Source organism: Mesorhizobium sp. B2-3-4 (assembly GCF_006442315.1).
Lineage (GTDB): Bacteria > Pseudomonadota > Alphaproteobacteria > Rhizobiales > Rhizobiaceae > Mesorhizobium.
Map to the genome: position 1 here is coordinate 235,700 of NZ_VFVY01000005.1, position 19,286 is coordinate 254,985.

At 63.5% G+C, this 19,286-nt stretch carries 17 protein-coding genes; 3 read left to right on the plus strand and 14 right to left on the minus strand.

The annotated features are described in order from the left end of the window. Positions 1–32: 32 nt before the first annotated feature. Positions 33–1,577 carry a bifunctional diguanylate cyclase/phosphodiesterase gene (locus FJ967_RS10695; protein ID WP_140731666.1) on the plus strand — a complete coding sequence of 515 codons (1,545 nt, stop codon included), beginning with the start codon at positions 33–35 and terminating at the stop codon, positions 1,575–1,577. Positions 1,578–1,589: 12 nt separating this feature from the next. Here FJ967_RS10695 and FJ967_RS10700 read toward each other — a convergent pair whose 3' ends face one another. From FJ967_RS10700 to rimP, 10 genes are all read right to left on the minus strand, one after another. Next, positions 1,590–2,600: a class I SAM-dependent methyltransferase gene (locus FJ967_RS10700; protein WP_140731668.1), complete on the minus strand. Its 1,011-nt coding sequence runs from the start codon at positions 2,598–2,600 to the stop codon at positions 1,590–1,592. A 69-nt stretch (positions 2,601–2,669) separates the two neighbouring features. Further along, positions 2,670–4,817: a polyribonucleotide nucleotidyltransferase gene (pnp, locus tag FJ967_RS10705; protein ID WP_140731669.1), complete on the minus strand. Its 2,148-nt coding sequence runs from the start codon at positions 4,815–4,817 to the stop codon at positions 2,670–2,672. Positions 4,818–5,225: 408 nt separating this feature from the next. After that, positions 5,226–5,600, minus strand: coding sequence for a 30S ribosomal protein S15 (gene rpsO / locus FJ967_RS10710; protein ID WP_281405675.1), 375 nt, complete (start codon positions 5,598–5,600; stop codon positions 5,226–5,228). A 77-nt stretch (positions 5,601–5,677) separates the two neighbouring features. Further along, a complete protein-coding gene (gene corA / locus FJ967_RS10715) occupies positions 5,678–6,772 on the minus strand; it encodes a magnesium/cobalt transporter CorA (protein WP_140731671.1) in 1,095 nt (364 codons plus the stop codon). 44 nt (positions 6,773–6,816) lie between these two features. Further along, complete coding sequence (gene truB / locus FJ967_RS10720) at positions 6,817–7,803, minus strand: tRNA pseudouridine(55) synthase TruB (protein ID WP_140731672.1); 987 nt, start codon at positions 7,801–7,803, stop codon at positions 6,817–6,819. Next, complete coding sequence (gene rbfA, locus FJ967_RS10725; RefSeq protein WP_140731673.1) at positions 7,803–8,213, minus strand: 30S ribosome-binding factor RbfA; 411 nt, start codon at positions 8,211–8,213, stop codon at positions 7,803–7,805. Before rbfA ends, truB begins: the two co-directional genes overlap by 1 nt. 125 nt (positions 8,214–8,338) lie before the next feature. Then, complete coding sequence (gene infB / locus FJ967_RS10730) at positions 8,339–10,906, minus strand: translation initiation factor IF-2 (RefSeq protein WP_140731674.1); 2,568 nt, start codon at positions 10,904–10,906, stop codon at positions 8,339–8,341. Beyond that, complete coding sequence (locus FJ967_RS10735; RefSeq protein WP_140731748.1) at positions 10,903–11,553, minus strand: RNA-binding protein; 651 nt, start codon at positions 11,551–11,553, stop codon at positions 10,903–10,905. Before FJ967_RS10735 ends, infB begins: the two co-directional genes overlap by 4 nt. A 38-nt stretch (positions 11,554–11,591) precedes the next feature. Beyond that, entirely contained in the window at positions 11,592–13,187 is a 1,596-nt protein-coding gene (gene nusA / locus FJ967_RS10740; RefSeq protein WP_140731675.1) for a transcription termination factor NusA, read from the minus strand. A 49-nt stretch (positions 13,188–13,236) separates the two neighbouring features. Further along, positions 13,237–13,884, minus strand: a complete 648-nt coding sequence (gene rimP / locus FJ967_RS10745; RefSeq protein ID WP_140731676.1) for a ribosome maturation factor RimP — start codon at positions 13,882–13,884, stop codon at positions 13,237–13,239. A gap of 289 nt (positions 13,885–14,173) precedes the next feature. Between rimP and FJ967_RS10750 the strand changes: the two genes are divergently transcribed. Next, positions 14,174–14,338, plus strand: a complete 165-nt coding sequence (locus FJ967_RS10750; protein WP_140731678.1) for a hypothetical protein — start codon at positions 14,174–14,176, stop codon at positions 14,336–14,338. A 15-nt stretch (positions 14,339–14,353) separates the two neighbouring features. On the opposite strand, the gene FJ967_RS10755 is transcribed toward FJ967_RS10750, so the two are convergent. The 4 genes from FJ967_RS10755 to lnt all read right to left on the minus strand — a co-directional run bounded on the left by FJ967_RS10755 (position 14,354) and on the right by lnt (position 18,667). After that, the gene (locus FJ967_RS10755; RefSeq protein ID WP_140731679.1) at positions 14,354–15,055 is read right to left on the minus strand and encodes a tRNA (guanosine(46)-N(7))-methyltransferase TrmB; all 702 of its coding nucleotides are present in this window, start codon (positions 15,053–15,055) and stop codon (positions 14,354–14,356) included. Between the two features lie 27 nt (positions 15,056–15,082). Next, complete coding sequence (metK, locus tag FJ967_RS10760) at positions 15,083–16,348, minus strand: methionine adenosyltransferase (RefSeq protein WP_140731680.1); 1,266 nt, start codon at positions 16,346–16,348, stop codon at positions 15,083–15,085. Between the two features lie 168 nt (positions 16,349–16,516). Beyond that, on the minus strand, positions 16,517–16,936 hold the full coding sequence (locus tag FJ967_RS10765; RefSeq protein WP_140731681.1) for a helix-turn-helix transcriptional regulator: 420 nt from the start codon (positions 16,934–16,936) through the stop codon (positions 16,517–16,519). Between the two features lie 138 nt (positions 16,937–17,074). Further along, the gene (gene lnt, locus FJ967_RS10770; protein ID WP_140731682.1) at positions 17,075–18,667 is read right to left on the minus strand and encodes an apolipoprotein N-acyltransferase; all 1,593 of its coding nucleotides are present in this window, start codon (positions 18,665–18,667) and stop codon (positions 17,075–17,077) included. Between lnt and FJ967_RS10775 the strand changes: the two genes are divergently transcribed. Further along, entirely contained in the window at positions 18,666–19,247 is a 582-nt protein-coding gene (locus tag FJ967_RS10775) for a hypothetical protein (RefSeq protein ID WP_140731683.1), read from the plus strand. The two genes, lnt and FJ967_RS10775, sit on opposite strands and share 2 nt — an antisense overlap. Positions 19,248–19,286: the final 39 nt, after the last annotated feature.

Sequence of the window (19,286 nt, forward strand, 5' to 3'; positions counted from 1 at the left end):
GCTATAGAGTTCCCGATCTGGGGACCTTTTCAATGCCTGCCGTCCGCAACCCGAAGCGAACACCAGTCTTCCGACTGCTCACGATAGCAAGTTCGGGCATTGGCAGTTTCGTGCTCGGCATCTGGGGTCTGAAGCACGGCCTCGGCGACGGATTTGTCGGCATATCGGCCGACATGATGGTCTCGATGATGGCCGCGCTCTGTGCGCTGGCGGCATCGGTGGCGGCAATGTCCTTCTTTGCCGGCGTCGATGAATCGGTGGATTTCGTCTTCAATGAAACCCATTTCGACAAGCTGACAGGACTGCTGGCGCGTCCGGCGATGGTCGGCAAGATCGCCGAGGCGGCTTGCGCGACAAGCCGGACCGGGGAGCCGGTGTTCCTGATCGACATCGACATCGACCGGTTCAAGCAGATCAACGATGCGATCGGCTACACACAGGGCGACGAGCTGATCCGCGCCTTCACCAGGCGGCTGCACACCTGCGTGCCAGCGCGCGCCCTGGTCGGCCGCATCGGGGCCGGCGAGTTCGCGGTGCTGCTCCCGGATAATCAGATTCAGGGAACGCTGGAAAGCATGGTCGAGAGGCTCATCGACGAGATGATGGAGCCATATGACCTCGGCAGCCATCAGCAATCGGTAAGCCTGTCGGTCGGCATCGTGGCGATGCCTAAGGACGGTATCGATCCGGTCCTCATCCTGCGCCGCTCCAACCTGGCGCTGCAGAATGCGCGTTCAAGCGGGGTCGGCAACTGGGCGGTCTTCGACAGCGAGATGGGGCGCGTGGCCGACCATCGTCAATGGGTCGAATCCGAACTGCATGCCGCTTTCGAGCGCGGTGATTTCGACCTTCACTATCAGCCGCAGCTCGATCTTCCGACCGGCCGCATTGTCGGCTACGAAGCGTTGATCCGCTGGAAGCATCCCGAACGCGGCATGATCCCACCGATGGAGTTCATCCAGATCGCCGAGGAAACGGGCATGATCAACCCGATCGGCGAATGGGTGCTTCGCAAGGCCTGCAGTGACGCCCGCCATCTGCCGGACGATTGTTTCGTCGCCGTCAACATCTCGCCGGTCCAGTTCATGACCAAGGATTTCGTCGGCGTGGTGCGCGACACGATGCGGGCCACCGGTATCAAGCCGTCGCGGCTGGAGCTGGAAGTGACCGAGACCGCGATGATGCAGGACCGCGACCGCGCGGCCACCATCCTGAAAGAGCTCGCCGGCATGGGCATTTCGGTCGCCGTCGACGATTTCGGCACCGGCTATTCCAACCTCAGCTATCTGATCGACTTCTCGTTCGGCAAGCTGAAGATCGACCGTTCTTTCGTCAGCCGTATCGATACCGATGCCAGCTCCGGGGCGGTGGTCTCGACCATTGTCGGGCTTTCGCGGGCGCTCGGCGTCAGCATCATCGCCGAAGGCGTCGAGACCGAGACCCAGGCGACGCTGCTCAGGGCAGCCGGCTGCGAGGTCGTACAAGGCTATCTGTTCGGCCGGCCGGCGCCGCTCAACGCCAACATCGGCGGCGCGCCAGCCGCCGAGGAGACCAAGCGGGTCGCCAACTTCCACTGAACCCGCCTCGCATCAGCGGCGCGCCGAGAACACCTTGAACATACCGTCACGGCCAAGCTCTGCATGACTGGCGAAAGCCGCCGACAGCACCGCTTCGTAAGGAAGCTGGCGATTGGCAACCATGAACAGGCGTCCACCGGGCTTCAGAGCCTTGGCCGCCGCCCGGATCATGCCGGCACCAATCTCCGGCTGTGCCGCATGGCTGCGATGGAAAGGCGGGTTCATGGCGATGACGTCGTAGCGGCGCTCGACGGGCTCGGCCAGCAGATCCGTCCAGAAGAAGCCCTGTGCCGCGGTATCGGCTAGGTTGCGCCTGGCCGCCTCCAGCGCATCGAAATCAGCCTCGTAGACATCGAGCGCCGACAGACCGGGTGAGCGGGCGGCCATCTCAGCCGCCACATAGCCCCAGCCGGCGCAGAAATCGGCGGCGCTGCCGCGCAGATCGCCGGGCAGGTTGTCGACCAGCAGTTTCGAACCGGCGTCGATGCGATCGAAGGAAAACATGCCGGGCGCGGTGTGGAACCGGCCCTCAACCAGCACGGCGGGATTGGCGGCACGAAGCGCGGCCGCGGCTTGAGTATCGGCTGGACGGCGCAGCCAGAAGGCAATGCCATGATATTTCGGCATGTGACCATCAAGCGGTGCAAGATCGCCGACGCGCTTGCGCAGGCTGGCAATGCCATCCTCCTTGCCACCGGCGACGACGATCAATCCACCCTCGGCGACGCGCTCGATAGCCTCGGCGACGCGCAGCTCGTTCTGGCCGCGATGGCGGCCGGCAAGCACGAGCGCGCCGTCGAAGCCGTCGCCTTGTGCCTGCGGGGCAACCCCGAAGCCGGCGGCGTGCAATGCCCGGAAATAGGGCCGAAAGCCTTGCACCACATGCAGTTCGGCATCGAAACCCGGCGGCGGTCGCAGACCGGCCTCGGCGCCCAGGAACAGCAATCGCTCGCCCTTGCGCGGCAAGGGAACGGCCTCGGCCTCGAAAGGATGGAAAAGTGTCTTCAGCGGCTCGGCGGACATCCCCATGCTCCCCTAAACGAAAACGGGCGCGACATAAGCCGCGCCCGCTTCGATTGGTTGTCAGGCGCCTCAGGCGGCGTTTTCTTCGCCTTCGGCCTTCTTCTCGCGCACGATTTCCTTGCCGGTGGCCTGGTCGACGACCTTCATCGACAGGCGAACCTTGCCGCGCTCGTCGAAGCCCATCAGCTTGACCCAGACCTTGTCGCCTTCCTTGACGACGTCCGAGGTCTTGGCGACCCGGTCGTTGGCAAGCTGCGAGATATGGACGAGGCCGTCACGCGGACCGAAGAAGTTGACGAAAGCGCCGAAATCAGCGGTCTTGACGACGGTACCTTCGTAGATCTCGCCGACTTCCGGCTCGGCGACGATGGTGTGGATCCACTTCTTGGCCGCCTCGATCTCCTTGGCGTTGGACGAAGCGATCTTGACCGTGCCGTCGTCCTCGATGTTGATCTTGGCACCGGTCTTCTCGACGATTTCGCGGATGACCTTGCCGCCTGAACCGATGACGTCGCGGATCTTGTCGGTCGGGATGTGCATGACCTCGATGCGCGGTGCAAACTCACCGAGCTCGGGGCGGGCGCCGGTCAGAGCATGCGCCATCTCGCCGAGGATATGCTGGCGGCCATCCTTGGCCTGGTCCAGCGCGATCTTCATGATCTCCTCGGTGATGCCCTCGATCTTGATGTCCATCTGCAGCGAGGTGATGCCGTTGGCGGTGCCGGCGACCTTGAAGTCCATATCGCCGAGATGATCCTCGTCACCAAGGATGTCGGAGAGCACGGCGAAGCGCTCGCCTTCCTTGATCAGGCCCATGGCGATACCGGCGACGGGCTTTGCCAGCGGCACGCCGGCATCCATCAGAGCCAGCGAAGTGCCGCAGACGGTGGCCATCGACGACGAACCGTTGGACTCGGTGATCTCCGAGACGACGCGCAGCGTGTAGGGGAACTGGTCGGCGGAGGGCAGCATCGGACGGATGGCGCGCCAGGCGAGCTTGCCATGGCCGATTTCGCGGCGGCCCGGCGAACCCATGCGGCCGGTCTCACCGACCGAATAGGGAGGGAAGTTGTAGTGAAGGAGGAACTTCTCCTTGTACATGCCGGTCAGCGAATCGACATACTGCTCGTCCTCGCCGGTGCCGAGCGTGGCGACGACCAGCGCCTGGGTTTCGCCGCGGGTGAACAGCGCCGAACCGTGGGTGCGCGGCAGGACGCCGACTTCCGAGACGATCTTGCGGACCGTCTTCAAGTCGCGGCCGTCGATGCGCGAGCCGGTGTCGAGGATGTTCCAGCGCACGACCTTGGCCTGCAGTTCCTTGAACACCGAACCGATCTGCTCGGAAGCATACTTGGCCTCCTCGCCCTCGGCCGGAGCGAACGCGGCCTTGACCTTCGCCTTGACGGCGTCGACGGCGGCGTAGCGCTTCTGCTTGTCGGTGATCTTGTAGGCGTTGCTGAGCTCGTCGCCGACGATCTTCAGCATCTCCGCTTCAAGCGCGGAATAGTCCGGAGCGGTGAAATCGCGCGGCTCCTTGGCGGCAACCTCGGCCAGCTTGATGATCGCCTCGATCACCGGCTGGAAGCCCTTGTGGCCGAACATGACGGCGCCGAGCATCAGGTCTTCGCCAAGTTCCTTGGCTTCCGACTCGACCATCAGCACGGCATCGCTGGTGCCGGCGACAACGAGGTCGAGCTTTGATTCCTCCATCTCGTCGACATGCGGGTTGAGCACGTACTCGCCGTTGATGTAGCCGACGCGAGCGCCGCCGATTGGGCCCATGAAGGGGACGCCCGAGAGCGTCAGCGCGGCCGAGGTGGCGACGATCGACAGGATGTCGGGATCATTTTCGAGATCGTGCTGGACGACGGTGACGACGATCTGGGTGTCGTTCTTGTAGCCGTCGGCGAAGAGCGGGCGGATCGGGCGGTCGATGAGGCGCGAAACCAGCGTTTCCTTTTCGCTCGGACGGCCTTCGCGCTTGAAGTAGCCGCCCGGGATCTTGCCGGCGGCATAGGTCTTTTCCTGGTAGTTGACGGTCAGCGGAAAGAAGTCGAGGCCGGGCTTGGGCTCCTTCATCGAGACGACGGTGGCCAGAACCTTGGTCTCGCCGTAGGTGGCGAGCACGGCGCCGTCAGCCTGGCGCGCGATCTTGCCGGTTTCGAGGATGAGCGGGCGGCCGCCCCATTCGATTTCCACTTTGTGTTGATTGAACATGTCTTGTCCTTTGTATGAGGAAGGGCCGCGCCATTTTCAGCGTGCGCGGGTGCCCTTTCCTCTGGCTTCCTTTCTCGGGCAGCCACGGGCAAGACAACGGGAGGCTCGGTTGGTCGGCACCCTGGCCTGCGAGCATCCTGCAATCCTGCCCCATGACCGTCCATGGGTGGTTCCGAGTGGCCCTCTGCGCGCTCGAAACCCGATATGGCCAATCGATCGATCGGCCTGCGCATGACCCCGAAAAGCACGGCTTACGGAACGCGTCACGCGCAAATTCAACGCTTCGGAGCGTCCGTCCGGCACTGAGACAAATGTGCGCGGCGCTCCAGTCCTGCATTCGAGATCGGTAGGTCCGGTGCTCGAATGCGCGACCGGCGGACTCCTTGAAAGAGCCCGCCGGTCAATTCGTCAACGGCGCAGACCGAGCTTCTCGATCAGTGTCTGGTAGCGCGCGTCGTCCTTGCGCTTGAGGTAGTCAAGCAGGCTGCGGCGCTGGGACACGAGAGCGAGCAGACCACGGCGGGAATGGTTATCCTTCTTGTGGTCCTTGAAATGGTCTGTCAGGTTCTTGATGCGCTCGGAAAGGATGGCAACCTGGACTTCCGGAGACCCGGTGTCGCCCTTGGCGGTTGCGAATTCGGTCATCAATTCCTGTTTGCGCTCGGCAGTGATCGACATCGTGTTTTTCCTTATATGTTCGAGGAAACGGGTCGCCCTCAGCCGGGATGTCGTCCAGCAGGGGCCGGTGCAAGCAAGGCGTCTCAGCGCTATGCTGCGGCGCATATAGTGCAATTCCCGACAAAACACCAGCCCAATTCACAAGCCGGCTTCTGACGCTCGAATTCCAGGTTCAATCCCGGTCAAAGCCACTTCTTCCACTTGAAGAATGCGATCAGCCCGACGGCGATGGCAGCCATGAACAGCAACGACAAGGGATAGCCGTAATAAGCCTTCAGTTCCGGCATGTTCCACGGCGAGGATTCAGGATCGAAATTCATACCCCAGATGCCGACCAGGAAGGTGAGTGGCATGAAGATGACCGAGACGATGGTGAGATAGCTTATGACGTCATTGGTGCGGGCCTGGCTCAGCGACAGGTGCATTTCGATCAGGCCGGTCAGCATGTCGCGCTGGGTCTCGACCAGTTCGATCAGCCTGAGAGAATGGTCGAGCGTGTCGTTGAGGAAGACCTTTGTCTCGGCCTTCACATAAGACACGTCGTTGCGGATCAGCGTTGCCAGCGCATCGCGCATCGGCCACAGCACGCCCTTCAGGACATTGGCATCGCGCCGCAATTCGTGCAGCTGCCGCATCTGGTGCTTGTGCGTCGAATGCAGCATCTGGTCCTCGATGCTGTCGACCAGGTCGCCGGCGGCCTCGATCGGCGGAAAATAGCTGTCGACGATGGCATCGATCAGCGCATAGGCGAGATAGTCGGCGCCGCGCGTGCGCAGCCGGTTGGGCGCCGAGCTCTCGATGCGCTTGCGCACCGGATCGAAGGGATCGCCTTCGCGCTCCTGGAAGGTGACGACGAAGTTCTCGCCAAGGAACAGGGCAATCTGTTCGTAGCGATGCGACGTCACGTCGTCGATCATGCGCACGACGACGAAGGCGTGATCCTCGAAGAAGTCTACTTTCGGGCGCTGCCCGGTATTGACGACGTCCTCCAGCGCCAGCGGGTGCAGAGTGAAGATGCGGCCGATCTCCTCGATCAGCCTGATGTTGGCAAGGCCGGTGCAATCGAGCCAGATGACCGGCCATTTCTCGCAATTGGCCACGACGTCGTCGATGCTGGCATTCTCGATCGTCTTGAATTTCTGCGGCGAGATCAAAGTCAGCCGCAACTCGGAGCGCCGGGCCGCCGGATCGGCGATCAGCGTGCCTGGCGAAGCGCCGACCGGCGGCCGCCTCGTCTTTGCCGGCGCGTGCTTCTTGACCGTCTCAGCCTTTGCCATGGAGCCCTCTGCCGCAATATCGTGCCGACATTAGATGAGAGGCATCACCCGGCAAAGACCCGCTTGGGTTTGAACATGCCTTGCTCGATGGCTCCAATGGCGACCAGCTTGCCGCGCGACGTCGCACAGGCCTCTTCGGCCTCCACCGGCGCGTCGCGGCCACGAATGATGACCGGATTGCCAAGACGGATCTTGGTCGCGGCGTCGTCGCTGATGGCGATCTGGGGCAAGCAGTCGAGCGCAGCCGAGGTGTCGACCAGAAGCGTGTCGATGGCGCCGAAGTCGACCGGCCTGGCCGCCGCATCAGCCTGTTCGGCTTCGTCGGCTCCGTCCGCTTCCTGCCCGTCCGCGGCGCCGAAGCGGGCCGCCTCGAGTTCGGCAATGGTGACGAAATCCTCCGGCGTGAACGGCTCGACCTCGACCCGGCGCAATTCGCTGATATGGCCGAAGCAACCGAGATCGCGGCCCATGTCGCGGGCCAGCGAGCGCACATAGGTGCCCTTGCCGCATTCGACCTCGAAAATGGTCCGGTCCGGCTCGTGCGCGACAATATCGAGCCGGCCGATCTCGATCTCGCGCGCCGGGATATCGACCGTCTCGCCGTCACGGGCGAGGTCGTAGGCGCGTTCGCCCGCGATCTTGATGGCGGAGAATTGCGGCGGCGTCTGCATGATGACGCCGGTGTATTTTCCCAGCAGCGCCCGGACGTCGCTTTCCGACGGGCGCTGATCGGCTTCTTTCGTCACCGGACCCTCGAGGTCGTCGGTCGAACGCTCCTGCCCCCAGGCAACGGTGAAGCGGTAGATCTTGGCGCCATCCTGCACGTAGGGCACGGTCTTGGTGGCCTCGCCGAGCGCGATCGGCAGCATGCCGGAGGCAAGCGGGTCGAGCGTGCCGGCATGGCCGGCCTTTTCGGCCTGAAACAGCCATTTGATCTTGGAGACGGCCTCGGTCGAGCCCATGCCGACCGGCTTGTCCAGCACCACCCAGCCGGAGACCGGCCGGCCCTTCTTCTTGCCGCGACGCGCCATTATTCTTCTTCCTTGTTGTCGTCGCTATCCAGATCGCGCGCCACTTCGGGCGACTTCAGGAGATCGTTGATCCTGGCGAAATTGTCGAATGAGGTATCTTGCCGGAAGCGGAATTCCGGCATGTACTTCATCTGCCTGAGCGCGCCGGAGACTCGGCCGCGAATGAATTTCGCGTGCTTGTTCAGCGCTTCGATGACGGCATCGGCATCCCTGGCGCCAAGCGGCGAGACAAAGGCGGTGGCGATCTTCAGATCGGGCGACATGCGCACTTCCGAGACCGAAACGACCGCGTTTTCAATCAACGGATCGATGATTTCGCCGCGCTGCAAGGTCTCGGAGAGCGCATGACGCACCTGTTCGCCGACGCGCAGCATGCGCTGGGATGGGCCTGATGTTGTGGAACGGGGCATTTTTCTCAATCCTGAAAGCGTGGGGCGCGGGATGGGACCGTGCCGCATGTCTCAAACGGTCATTCCGAACAGGACGGGGGCGGCGGTCTTTCGACCACCGCCCGGTACCTGCCGGTCGCTCGAACTCAGAGCGTGCGGGTCACCATCTCGACGCGGAAGCACTCGATGACGTCGCCGACGCGCATGTCCTCGTAGTTCTGGAAGGCCATGCCGCATTCCTGGCCGCCGGGGACTTCCGAAACCTCGTCCTTGAAGCGCTTCAGGGTCTTCAGCGTGCCTTCGTGGATGACGACGTTGTCGCGGATCAGGCGAACGCCCGCGCCACGCTCGACCTTGCCTTCGGTGACACGGCAGCCGGCGATCTTGCCGACCTTGGTGATGTCGAAGATCTCGAGGATCTCGGCATTGCCTATGAAGGTTTCGCGACGCTCCGGCGACAGCAGGCCCGACAGAGCCGCCTTCACGTCATCCACGAGGTTGTAGATGATCGAGTAGTAGCGGATCTCGATGCCCGCGGCAGCGGCGGCGGCACGCGCCTGGACATTGGCGCGAACGTTGAAGCCGATGATCGCAGCGCCCGACGTTTCAGCCAGCGAGACATCGCTTTCGGTGATGGCGCCGGCGCCGGCATGGACGATGCGCGCACGCACTTCGTCGGTGCCCAGCTTGTCGAGCGCGGCGTTGATCGCCTCGATCGAGCCCTGCACGTCGCCCTTGATGACCAGCGGAAATTCCTTCAGTCCGCTCGTCTGCAACTGCGACATCATCTGTTCGAGCGAGCCGCGCTGGCCGGCATGTCTGGCGACCGCCTTCTCGCGCGCCAGACGCTGGCGATATTCGGTGATCTCGCGGGCGCGGGCTTCGTTGTTGACCACGGCGAAGCGGTCGCCTGCCTGCGGCGTTCCCTGAAGGCCGAGCACCTCCACCGGCATCGCCGGCGGCGCTTCCTTGATCTGCTCTCCGCGATCGTTGACCAGAGCGCGGACACGGCCCCATTCGTTGCCGGCGACCAGGATGTCGCCCGGCATCAACGTACCGGTCTGCACCAGAACGGTGGCGACAGGGCCACGGCCCTTGTCGAGCTGCGCCTCGATGACGACGCCCTCGGCGGTACGGTCCGGGTTGGCCTTGAGGTCGAGGATTTCGGCCTGCAGAAGGATCGCTTCGAGCAGCTTGTCGAGGTTGGTTCCCTTGGTCGCCGACACTTCGACGTCAAGCACTTCACCGCCCATCGATTCGACGAAGACCTCGTGGCGCAGCAATTCCGAACGCACTTTCTGCGGATCGGCGCCGTGCTTGTCGATCTTGTTGATCGCCACGATGATCGGAACGCCGGCCGCCTTGGCATGGCTGATCGATTCGATCGTCTGCGGCATCACGCTGTCGTCGGCCGCCACCACCAGGATGGCAATGTCGGTGGCCTGGGCACCGCGGGCGCGCATCGCCGTGAAGGCGGCGTGGCCGGGCGTGTCGATGAAGGTGATCTTCTGACCGTTCTTCTCGACCTGATAGGCACCGATGTGCTGGGTGATGCCGCCGGCTTCGCCGGAGACGACATTGGCATTGCGGATCGCGTCGAGCAGCGAGGTCTTGCCGTGATCGACATGGCCCATGATGGTCACGACCGGGGGACGCGACACCAGGTCCTCGGCATTGTCGGCGATGTTGAACAGGCCTTCCTCGATGTCGGACTCGGCGACGCGGCGGACCGTGTGGCCGAATTCGGTGGCAACCAGTTCGGCCGTATCGGCGTCGATAACGTCACCCGGCTTCAGGATCTGGCCCTGTTTCATGAAGAACTTGACGACGTCGACCGCACGCTCGGACATGCGCTGCGCCAGTTCCTGGATGGTAATGGTCTCGGGCAGGATCACTTCGCGCATGACCTTCTCGCGCGGCTCATTATGCATCGCGCGCTTGAACTTCTCCTGGCGGCGGCGCATCGACGACAGCGAACGGGCCCGCGCATCCTCGTCGGAAAGCGCGGAGTTCAGCGTCAGCTTGCCACGGCGGCGATCTTCCTCGCCCTTGGTCGGCTTGGCCGGACGCGCGACTTCGGGCGTGACCAGGCGACGCACCGGCGCTCCGGCGCCAGTGCGCTTCGGCTTGACCTCTTCCTCTTCGTCAGATGTCGCGAGCTCAGCGGCCTGCGGCGCACGGCGGCGCGCCTCTTCCTCGGCGCGACGGCGGGATTCGGCCTCGGTCTGCAACCGTGCCTCTTCCTCGGCCTGGCGGCGCGCGGAATCCTCGCGTTCGCGCTTGCGGCGCTCCTCGTCATCGGCGCGGCGCTTGGCTTCCTCGGCGGCGCGCTGACGATCTTCGACCTCGCGCACCTTCGAGCCTTCGAGCGCCCTGCGGCGCGCTTCCATTTCGCTGCGCGACAATTCGTTCAGCACCATGCGCTCGACCGGGGGCGGCGGAGGCGGGGCCTTCGGCGCTTCCTGCACCACGGGCGCGGCCGCCACCGGCGGCTTCGGCGTGAAGACAGGCATGGGGGCAGCGGCGACCGGCTCCGGCTTGTCGCCAGGCATCGAGAATTTGCGCTTCTTGGTTTCGACGACGACCTGCTTGGTGCGGCCGTGCGAGAAATTCTGGCGCACGGTGCCCTGCTCCATGCCGGGGCGCTTCAGCGTCAAGGTCTTCTTCGGCGTCACACTCAGCGTATTGTCGTCGCCCGATTTCGTATCGCTCATTCCATATCCTCTGCGGCGTCATCTTCATCAGCAACGGCCGCAAGCATTGCCAGATCGTCCGGGGTACCGCCCCGATATCGGTCGAGCGCAACCATGCGCTTCTCAACCGCCTTACCCGCGTCTCCCGCGAGGACGGCAGCATGTATCACATTTGTACCCCCCAATGCCAAGCTCAACTCGGCCTCGGAGAAAAGTTTGTAGGCAAGGGTGGAAGGGCCGCCCATATGGACGGTCGCCCGCCTGGCCTGGCTGATCTTGCGCACCCCGTCGTCGGACGCTTCATTGGCGTGGAGCACGAAAAGCGCCAGTCCGGAGCGCACCGCGCTCTCGACCTTGGTGGCGCCCAGCGCGATCGCGCCTGCCTTGCGGGTAAGACCCAGCATGCCGAGCGCGGATTTGGAGAGCAACCCGTCGACCATGCCGCCCAGATCGGGGGGCACGACCACCTGTGCCTTGAAGGCGCGGGCAAAAAGGTTCCTGGCCGCCGCCTTGTCGATATGTAGGCGGTCGGCAGTGACCCAGCAACCGCGGCCGGGCAGATTTCTCTTGAGATCGGGAACGACGGCCGAATCCGGGCCGACGACGAACCGGATCAGCTCATCCGGTTCGGCCTGCTTGCGGGTAACGATGCAGGTGCGATCGTTCATCTCGTCCAAGGGCGGGTTCTGTGCGATGCGGTTTCACCTCACGCACCAACGGCTTCGTCGGCCGATGCTTCCTCGGCTGCAAGCTCGTCCTCGGAAATCCAGCCGGCCTTGAGGCGGGCGGCAAGCACCATCTGCTCGGCGTCGGCGCGCGAAACGCCGTGATTGGCCAGCACGCCAGGATACACTTTGGTCTCGCCGTCCTTGCGTTCCTTCCAGCCGGTCAGGTCGTCGGCGGCATAGCCGGCGAAATCCTCGATGGTCTTCACGCCATCCTCGCCCAGCGTCACCATCATGGCGGTGGTGATGCCGGGGATGTCGCGCAGCTCGTCCTCGACGCCCAGCGCCTTGCGCTTCTCGTCATGCTCGGCTTCGATCTTCTCCAGATATTCGCGGGCGCGGGTCTGGATTTCCGACGCGGTATCGTCGTCGAAGCCGTCGATCGAGGCGATCTCGCCGGCATCGACATAGGCGACTTCCTCGACGCTGGTAAAACCTTCCGAAGCCAGCACCTGGCCGACCATCTCGTCGACGTCGAGGGCTTCCATGAACAGCGCCGAACGCTCGACGAATTCCTTCTGGCGGCGCTCGGATTCCTCGGCCTCGGTCAGGATGTCGATATCCCAGCCGGTCAACTGCGAGGCAAGCCGCACGTTCTGGCCGCGACGGCCGATGGCCAGCGACAGCTGATCGTCGGGAACCACCACTTCGATGCGTTCCGCGTCCTCGTCGAGCACGACCTTGGCGACTTCCGCCGGCTGCAGCGCATTGACGATGAAGGAGGCGGCCGAAGGCGACCACGGAATGATGTCGATCTTTTCGCCCTGCAATTCGCCGACGACGGCCTGAACGCGGCTGCCGCGCATGCCCACGCAGGCGCCGACCGGATCGATCGAGCTATCGCGCGAGATGACGGCGATCTTGGCGCGCGAGCCGGGGTCGCGGGCGACCGACTTGATCTCGATGATACCGTCATAGATTTCCGGCACTTCCATGGTGAACAGCTTGGCCATGAATTGCGGATGGGTGCGCGACAGGAAGATCTGCGGGCCGCGCTGTTCGCGGCGCACGTCGTAGACATAGGCGCGGACACGGTCGCCATATTTGTAGTTTTCGCGCGGGATCAGTTCGTCGCGGCGGATGATCGCCTCGCCACGGCCGAGATCGACGATGACATTGCCATATTCGACGCGCTTGACGGTGCCGTTGACGATCTCGCCGATACGGTCCTTGTATTCGTCGTACTGGCGGTCGCGCTCGGCCTCGCGCACCTTCTGCACGATGACCTGCTTGGCCGACTGCGCGGCGATGCGGCCGAAATCCATCGGCGGCAGCTGTTCGGCGATGAAGTCGCCGAGCTGGGCGTCGGGGTTGCGCTCACGGGCCGAGGAAATGGCGATCTGGGTGGCGTAGTCGTCGACCTTTTCGACCACTTCCATCAGCCGCTGCAGCTTCATCTCGCCGGTGTTCGGGTTGATGTCGGCGCGGATGTTGGTCTCCTGGCCATAACGCGAACGCGCCGCCTTCTGGATCGCATCGGCCATGGCGGCGATGACGATCGACTTGTCGATCGACTTTTCACGCGCGACCGCATCGGCAATCTGCAGCAGTTCAAGTCTGTTGGCGCTTACAACCATGTTCTTTCTCCCGAGCCTGTTCGCCAGGCCTTCGCGCCCGGCGGCTCAATCAAATTTCCTGTTCGTGTTCTTCCGTGACGTCCGGTTCGGCATCCTCGGACACATCGTCGTCCGGCTCGCCACGGCGTTTCTTGGCTTCCTTGCGCGCCCTGTTGTCCTTGGACAACGCATCGCGGATGAGGTCGTCGGTCAGGATCAGGCGCGCTTCGGCAATCGTATCGTAAGGCACGCGCACCGTCGGCTCCTCGCCGTAAGCCGCCTTGTCGCGCTCGATCAGCACGTCGGTCTCGCCGGCCTCGGCGATCTTGCCCTTGAAGCGCTTGCGGTCGGCGACGACGACCGATGTCTCCATTTTCACCAGATGGCCAGTCCACGTCGTGAAATCCGACTTGCGGACCAGCGGCCGGTCGATGCCGGGCGACGAGACCTCGAGATGATATGCCTTCTCAATCGGATCGTCGACGTCGAGCGCCGGCGACACGGCGCGGCTGACTTCCTCGCAATCCTCGACGGTCATGGTGCCGTCCTCGCGCTCGGCCATGATCTGCAGCGTCAGCCCGTTCTGGCCGGACAGCCGCACGCGCACAAGGCGGAAGCCGATGCCGCGCAGCACCGGCTGGATGATCAGCGCGATGCGCGCATCGATGCCGCTTTCGCGGATGATGCGGTCGTCACCTTCGCTTGCCGTTGCCGTCATTAGGCCCTGTCGTTCTTTCGAGGCTGTCGGCGGGTAATAAAAAAGAGCGGGACCGGGTGGACCCACTCTTCGTCATACCGACCAAGAATTTGAGGCTGATATAGACGAACACGGCCGCTGTTTCAAGCCCGGCGTGCCAGGCCGGCAAAAGCCCTTAAAGCCCCAGCGTTGCTCCAGGCGCATGGCCCCCATGCGGCAATCCCCCTGTGAGAGCGGGCGGGGCGCTCCTATTTATTAGCCACGACACGAACAGAACCCGGCGCGCGGTGGCGCGCGAAAGGACAAAATCATGAGCAACCGCAGACTATTCTCCGCCCTCGGCGACATCTTCACCACATTCGGCAGCGCTGTGGCTGCATCGCGTGCCGTGGAAGCCGGCCGCAAGCCGCGCGCGGACGACCTGCGCAAGCTCGGCATGGATCCGGCCGTCTTCAACCGAATCGGCCGCTTCTGAGCTTGCCGGGATGGCTTATGTCCTGACGAACGTCAGATAGGCCGGTGGCCGGCCTTCGCGAATCGCCTTCGCCTCGTAACGCGTGCCTGGCCAGCCATCGTAAGGGCGGTGCCAGTCCGCCGCCTCCCTGGCCTGCCACGCGAAGGCGCCATGCGCCCGGCAGTGCAGAAGGGTCCAGTTGACATAGGTATCGATATCGGACGCGAAGCGGAATCGCGAGCCCGGCTTCAGGACGCGCGCGAAACGGTCGAGATTGACCGGACTGACGAAACGCCGCTTCCAGTGCTTCTTCTTCGGCCAGGGGTCGGGATAAAGGAGGTCGATGCCGTCGAGCGAGGCCGGCGGCAGCCAGTCGAGCAATTGCGTGGCATCGTCATCGAAAACGCGCAGATTGGCGAGCGGCGCCTTGGCGACCGCCATCATCATCTTGGCCATGCCGTTGACGAAGGGCTCTACGCCGATGAAGCCTGTCGACGGCGCCTCGGTGGCGCGATGCAAGAGATGCTCGCCACCGCCAAAGCCGATTTCGAGCCGAACCGTCGAAACCTCGGCTTCAAACAGGAGGCGCAAGTCCGACGGCGCCCCGACCGTGAGGTCGAGCCGGTATTTGCCAAGCCCGCCTTCGAGCGCCGCCGCCTGCTGCGGGCGCACCGGTTTGCCGCGCCGACGGCCGAAGAAGGCTTCGGTCGTTCGGCTTGGCCTGTCCCCGTCACGCATCGACCGGCGCAAGTCCTGCCGCCGCCCTCAGGCCGCGACAGCATCCTTGAGCGCCTTGGCCAGATCGGTCTTTTCCCAGGAGAAGGAACCGTCGCGGCCGGCCTTGCGGCCGAAATGGCCGTAGGAAGATGTCTTGGCGTAGATCGGCTTGTTGAGATCGAGATGGCGGCGGATGCCTGACGGCGACAGGTCCATCACGCTGCGTAGCGCATCCTCGAGCTTTGCCTCGTCCACCTTGCCGGTGCCGTGCAGGTCGACATAGACCGACAGCGGCTGGGCGACGCCGATGGCATAGGAAAGCTGGATGGTGCAGCGGTCGGCAAGCTTGGCGGCGACGACGTTCTTGGCCAGGTAGCGCGCCGCATAGGCGGCCGAACGGTCGACCTTGGTCGTGTCCTTGCCCGAGAAGGCGCCGCCACCATGCGGAGCCGCGCCGCCATAGGTGTCGACGATGATCTTGCGGCCGGTGAGCCCCGCGTCGCCGTCCGGACCGCCAATGACGAACTTGCCGGTCGGATTGATGTACCACATGCAGTCGTCGGCGATCTTGAGATCGCCAAGCGCCTCGCGAATATAGGGTTCGACGACCTTGCGAACCTTCTTCGAATCCCAGGTTGCGTCGAGATGCTGGGTCGACAGCACGATCTGCGTCGCTTCGGCCGCCTTGCCGTCGACATAGCGGACAGTGACCTGGCTCTTGGCGTCCGGTCCGAGCTTGCCGGCCTCGCCGTTGTTTTCGTGACGGGCGGCGGCCAGGAGTTCGAGGATCTTGTGGCTGTAATAGATCGGCGCCGGCATCAGGTCCGGCGTCTCGCGGCAGGCGTAGCCGAACATGATGCCTTGGTCGCCTGCACCTTCCTCGCCCTGGCGGTCGGCTGCATTGTCGACGCCCTGGCCGATGTCGGGCGACTGGCCATGCAGCAGCACCTCGATCTTGGCCGTCTTCCAGTGGAAGCCCGCCTGCTCGTAGCCGATCTCGCGGATCGCCTTGCGGGCGACGGATTTGAATTTCGCCGGGTTGACGACCGGGTGACCCGCGGCATCCTTGAGGATGTTGCCAGCCTTGTCCTTCTTCAGCAGCGTCTCGGGAACGCGCACTTCACCGGCGATGACGACGCGGTTGGTGGTTGCCAGCGTCTCGCAGGCGACACGGACTTTCCACGGGTCCATGCCGGTCTTCTTGGCTTCACGATAGACCAGATCGACGATTTCGTCGGAGATCCGGTCACAGACTTTGTCGGGATGGCCCTCGGCAACGGATTCCGAGGTAAAGAAGTAGTTCTGCCGCGTCACGGGTGTCCCCTCTTGAAAAACGATCGGCAGGCTGCCGATTTTGGCGCGCCACGTGTTAGCGGGGCAAAGCGCTGCTCGTCAAGCGCTGCCGCGGGTCTGGCCTGAATGTCGGAGACGATATCTTGTGCCACCGGCGGCGGGTGCCGCCGGTGCGAAGCGCATCGCGGATCAGTCGAGATCGTCCTCAGCGAGCGATTTCACCAGGTCGATGATCCTGCGGCGCACCTTGACGTCGGCGATCTTGACAAAGGCCCGGTTGAGCTGAAGCCCTTCGGGACTGCCGCAGAATTCGACGGCGAAGGCCATCGAACTATCCTCGGCAAAGCCACGGCCGGCTGCCGATTCCTGGCCCGGCGCATCCTCGAAGAAGAAGGCCACGGGCACGCCGAGTATGGAGGCTATCGCCTGCAGGCGGCTGGCGCCGACGCGATTGGTGCCCTTTTCATATTTCTGGATCTGCTGAAACGTGATGCCGAGATTCTCGCCCAGCTTTTCCTGGCTCATTCCGAGCATATTGCGGCGAAGCCGGACCCGGCTTCCAACGTGGATATCGATGGGATTGGGTTTCTTCTTGTTCTCTTCTGTCATTTTTTCCTCGCCGAATTTTTTCGGCTTTGTGTTTTTTTCCTGCCCAAACAAAGCCGGAGGCGACTGCCCCAACAGAACGATCCACCGGCTTCGAGAAATTTTCAGGCGGTACAGTATGAGTTTCTAATGTGCCAACTGTCAATTCACCCGTAGCCTTTGCCTTACGTTCAAGAAGCCCCCCACCAGCGCAAACAGCAACATGATCAGCATTCCGTTAATGCGCCGCTGGTCCGACGAAACGACCGTCTGTCCCGAAACAGGCACCTTCACATCGATGGCCCCGCGAGCGTCGATCGCCAGCGCATCGACGATGCGGCCATGTGGATCGACAACGGCCGAGATGCCGTTGTTGGCAGCACGCAACAAGGGCAATCCATTCTCCACTGCGCGAATCTGGGCCTGCCTGAAATGCTGATACGGTCCCGGCGTGTCGCCGAACCATGCATCATTGGTAACGTTCACAATAAGCTGCGCTGACGTAGCGTCAACTGCCACGAGTTCAGGAAAGATCACCTCATAACAGATAAATGGCAGGGCGCGGATGCCGCCCGGCACCGTGATGGCGTGACGCTCGTTGCCGGCCGTGAAGTTCATCGGCCCCGCGACAAGCTGTTCGATGCCGAAACGGCTGAGCAGATCGGCAAAAGGCAGGTATTCCCCGAACGGCACCAGATGGACCTTGTCCACGGCATCGGTGATTTCGCCCTTGTCGTTGATCGCCACCACGGAGTTGTAGTAGCGGCTGTCGGCGCCGGCCGCCGAACCGCCCTCTTCGCGCACGACGCCGGCGATCAGCATCTGGCCGTCGCCCAGCATGTCGCCCAGCGCCGTCAAGGCGTCAGGCCGCTCGGTGAAAAGGAACGGCACCGAGGTTTCGGGCCACAGGATAAGTTGCGGTTTCTCGTGACCTGGGTCCGGCGCCTTGGCGGACAGGCCCAGCAAGGTGGCGAAGATACGGTCGCGCACCGAGGCATCCCACTTTTCCGACAAGTCGACGGCCGGCTGGACGATACGGACATTCAGACTGCTAGCCGCCGGCTTTTCGGGGGCGGCGAGCCTGATATAGCCGAAGCCGGCATGGGCGGCCGCGAGCACGACAAACAGCGCGGCCCCCAGACGAAGGTGCCGGCGCGCCGCCAGCAGCGCCGGCAGTGAAAAGAGGAAAACCGCGAGCGCGTTCATGCCGATCATGCCGGTCACCGAGACGCTCTGCATCAGAAGCGGCACCGGCATCGCCGCATAGCCAATGGCATTCCAGGGAAAACCGGTGAACAGGAAGCCGCGCAGCCACTCCGCCAGCGCGAAGCCGAAGGCAAGCGCGGCGATACGGCCGATATCGCTGCTCCACAGCAGCCTGGCGACCATCGTTGCGAAGCCGTAGAAAAATGCGAGCGCAAAGGGAATGCCGATCACCGCGAAGGGAAGCGCCCAGGCGAAGTCGTCGGCCTCGACCAGCAGTGCCGAGCCGATCCACCAGAGGCCAGCGAGGAAATAGCCGAAGCCGAACCACCAGCCTACGGCGAAGGCCGGCCGCAGCCGCCGAAACAGGCTGCCCGAGGCTTCGCCGGTTGCGCCGTCGAGCAGCCAGACGAGCAGCGGGAACGAAATGAAACAGGCGGCGAAGAAATCGTAAGGCGCCTGGCCCAGCACCGCCAGCGCGCCGGCGAGAAACGCCACCAGCGCACGCCGCCAACCCCAAAGCAGAATTATCCGGCCGGCAAGGCGCTCCATGCGTATTTCCGAGTCGCGCGAATCAGGAACCAAGATTTATCAGGCCGCGCCGCGTGCTCCAAACGCCACCGATCAAAGCCCCCCAGCAAAGCTCGGGTTCGACGCAATGCCGCATTGCGGCTGCCAGCCGCAATGCCATGATGGCGGATCATCGCGGGAGCATGACGCCATGAAGCCACATCCCATTCTGCGCGGTTTGCTCGGCATCATGATGGTTTGCGTCCCGAGCGCGATCTTGCTGGCCACGCTGGTTCAGCCCTGGAACGGCATCCCTGGTATCGCGGATTTCTTTTTGCTCTTCGGCGTAAGCCATGGTCCGGGCTTGCTCGCCCTGGGTGTTTTCGTGTGGTTCTTCTCACTCAAGCGGCGTCCCGGATGGGCATGGGCAGCCGGATTTGCCGGTTGCGCGGCCCTGAACGTTGCCCTGTGGGGCATGGTGGCGCTCCTTTCAGCGCCCCCGCACAGCTACTTCGACCTGACCGGCGTGCTGGCCATCGCTGCAATTCCAAGTGTCGCGGTATCGGCGATTGCCGGTGTCTGCTTCGGCAGATTGGGCGCCGCGCCCGCAGTGACGGGCTAGACCAGGGCACACGCCGCATGGATGCGAGTTGCCGAGTGC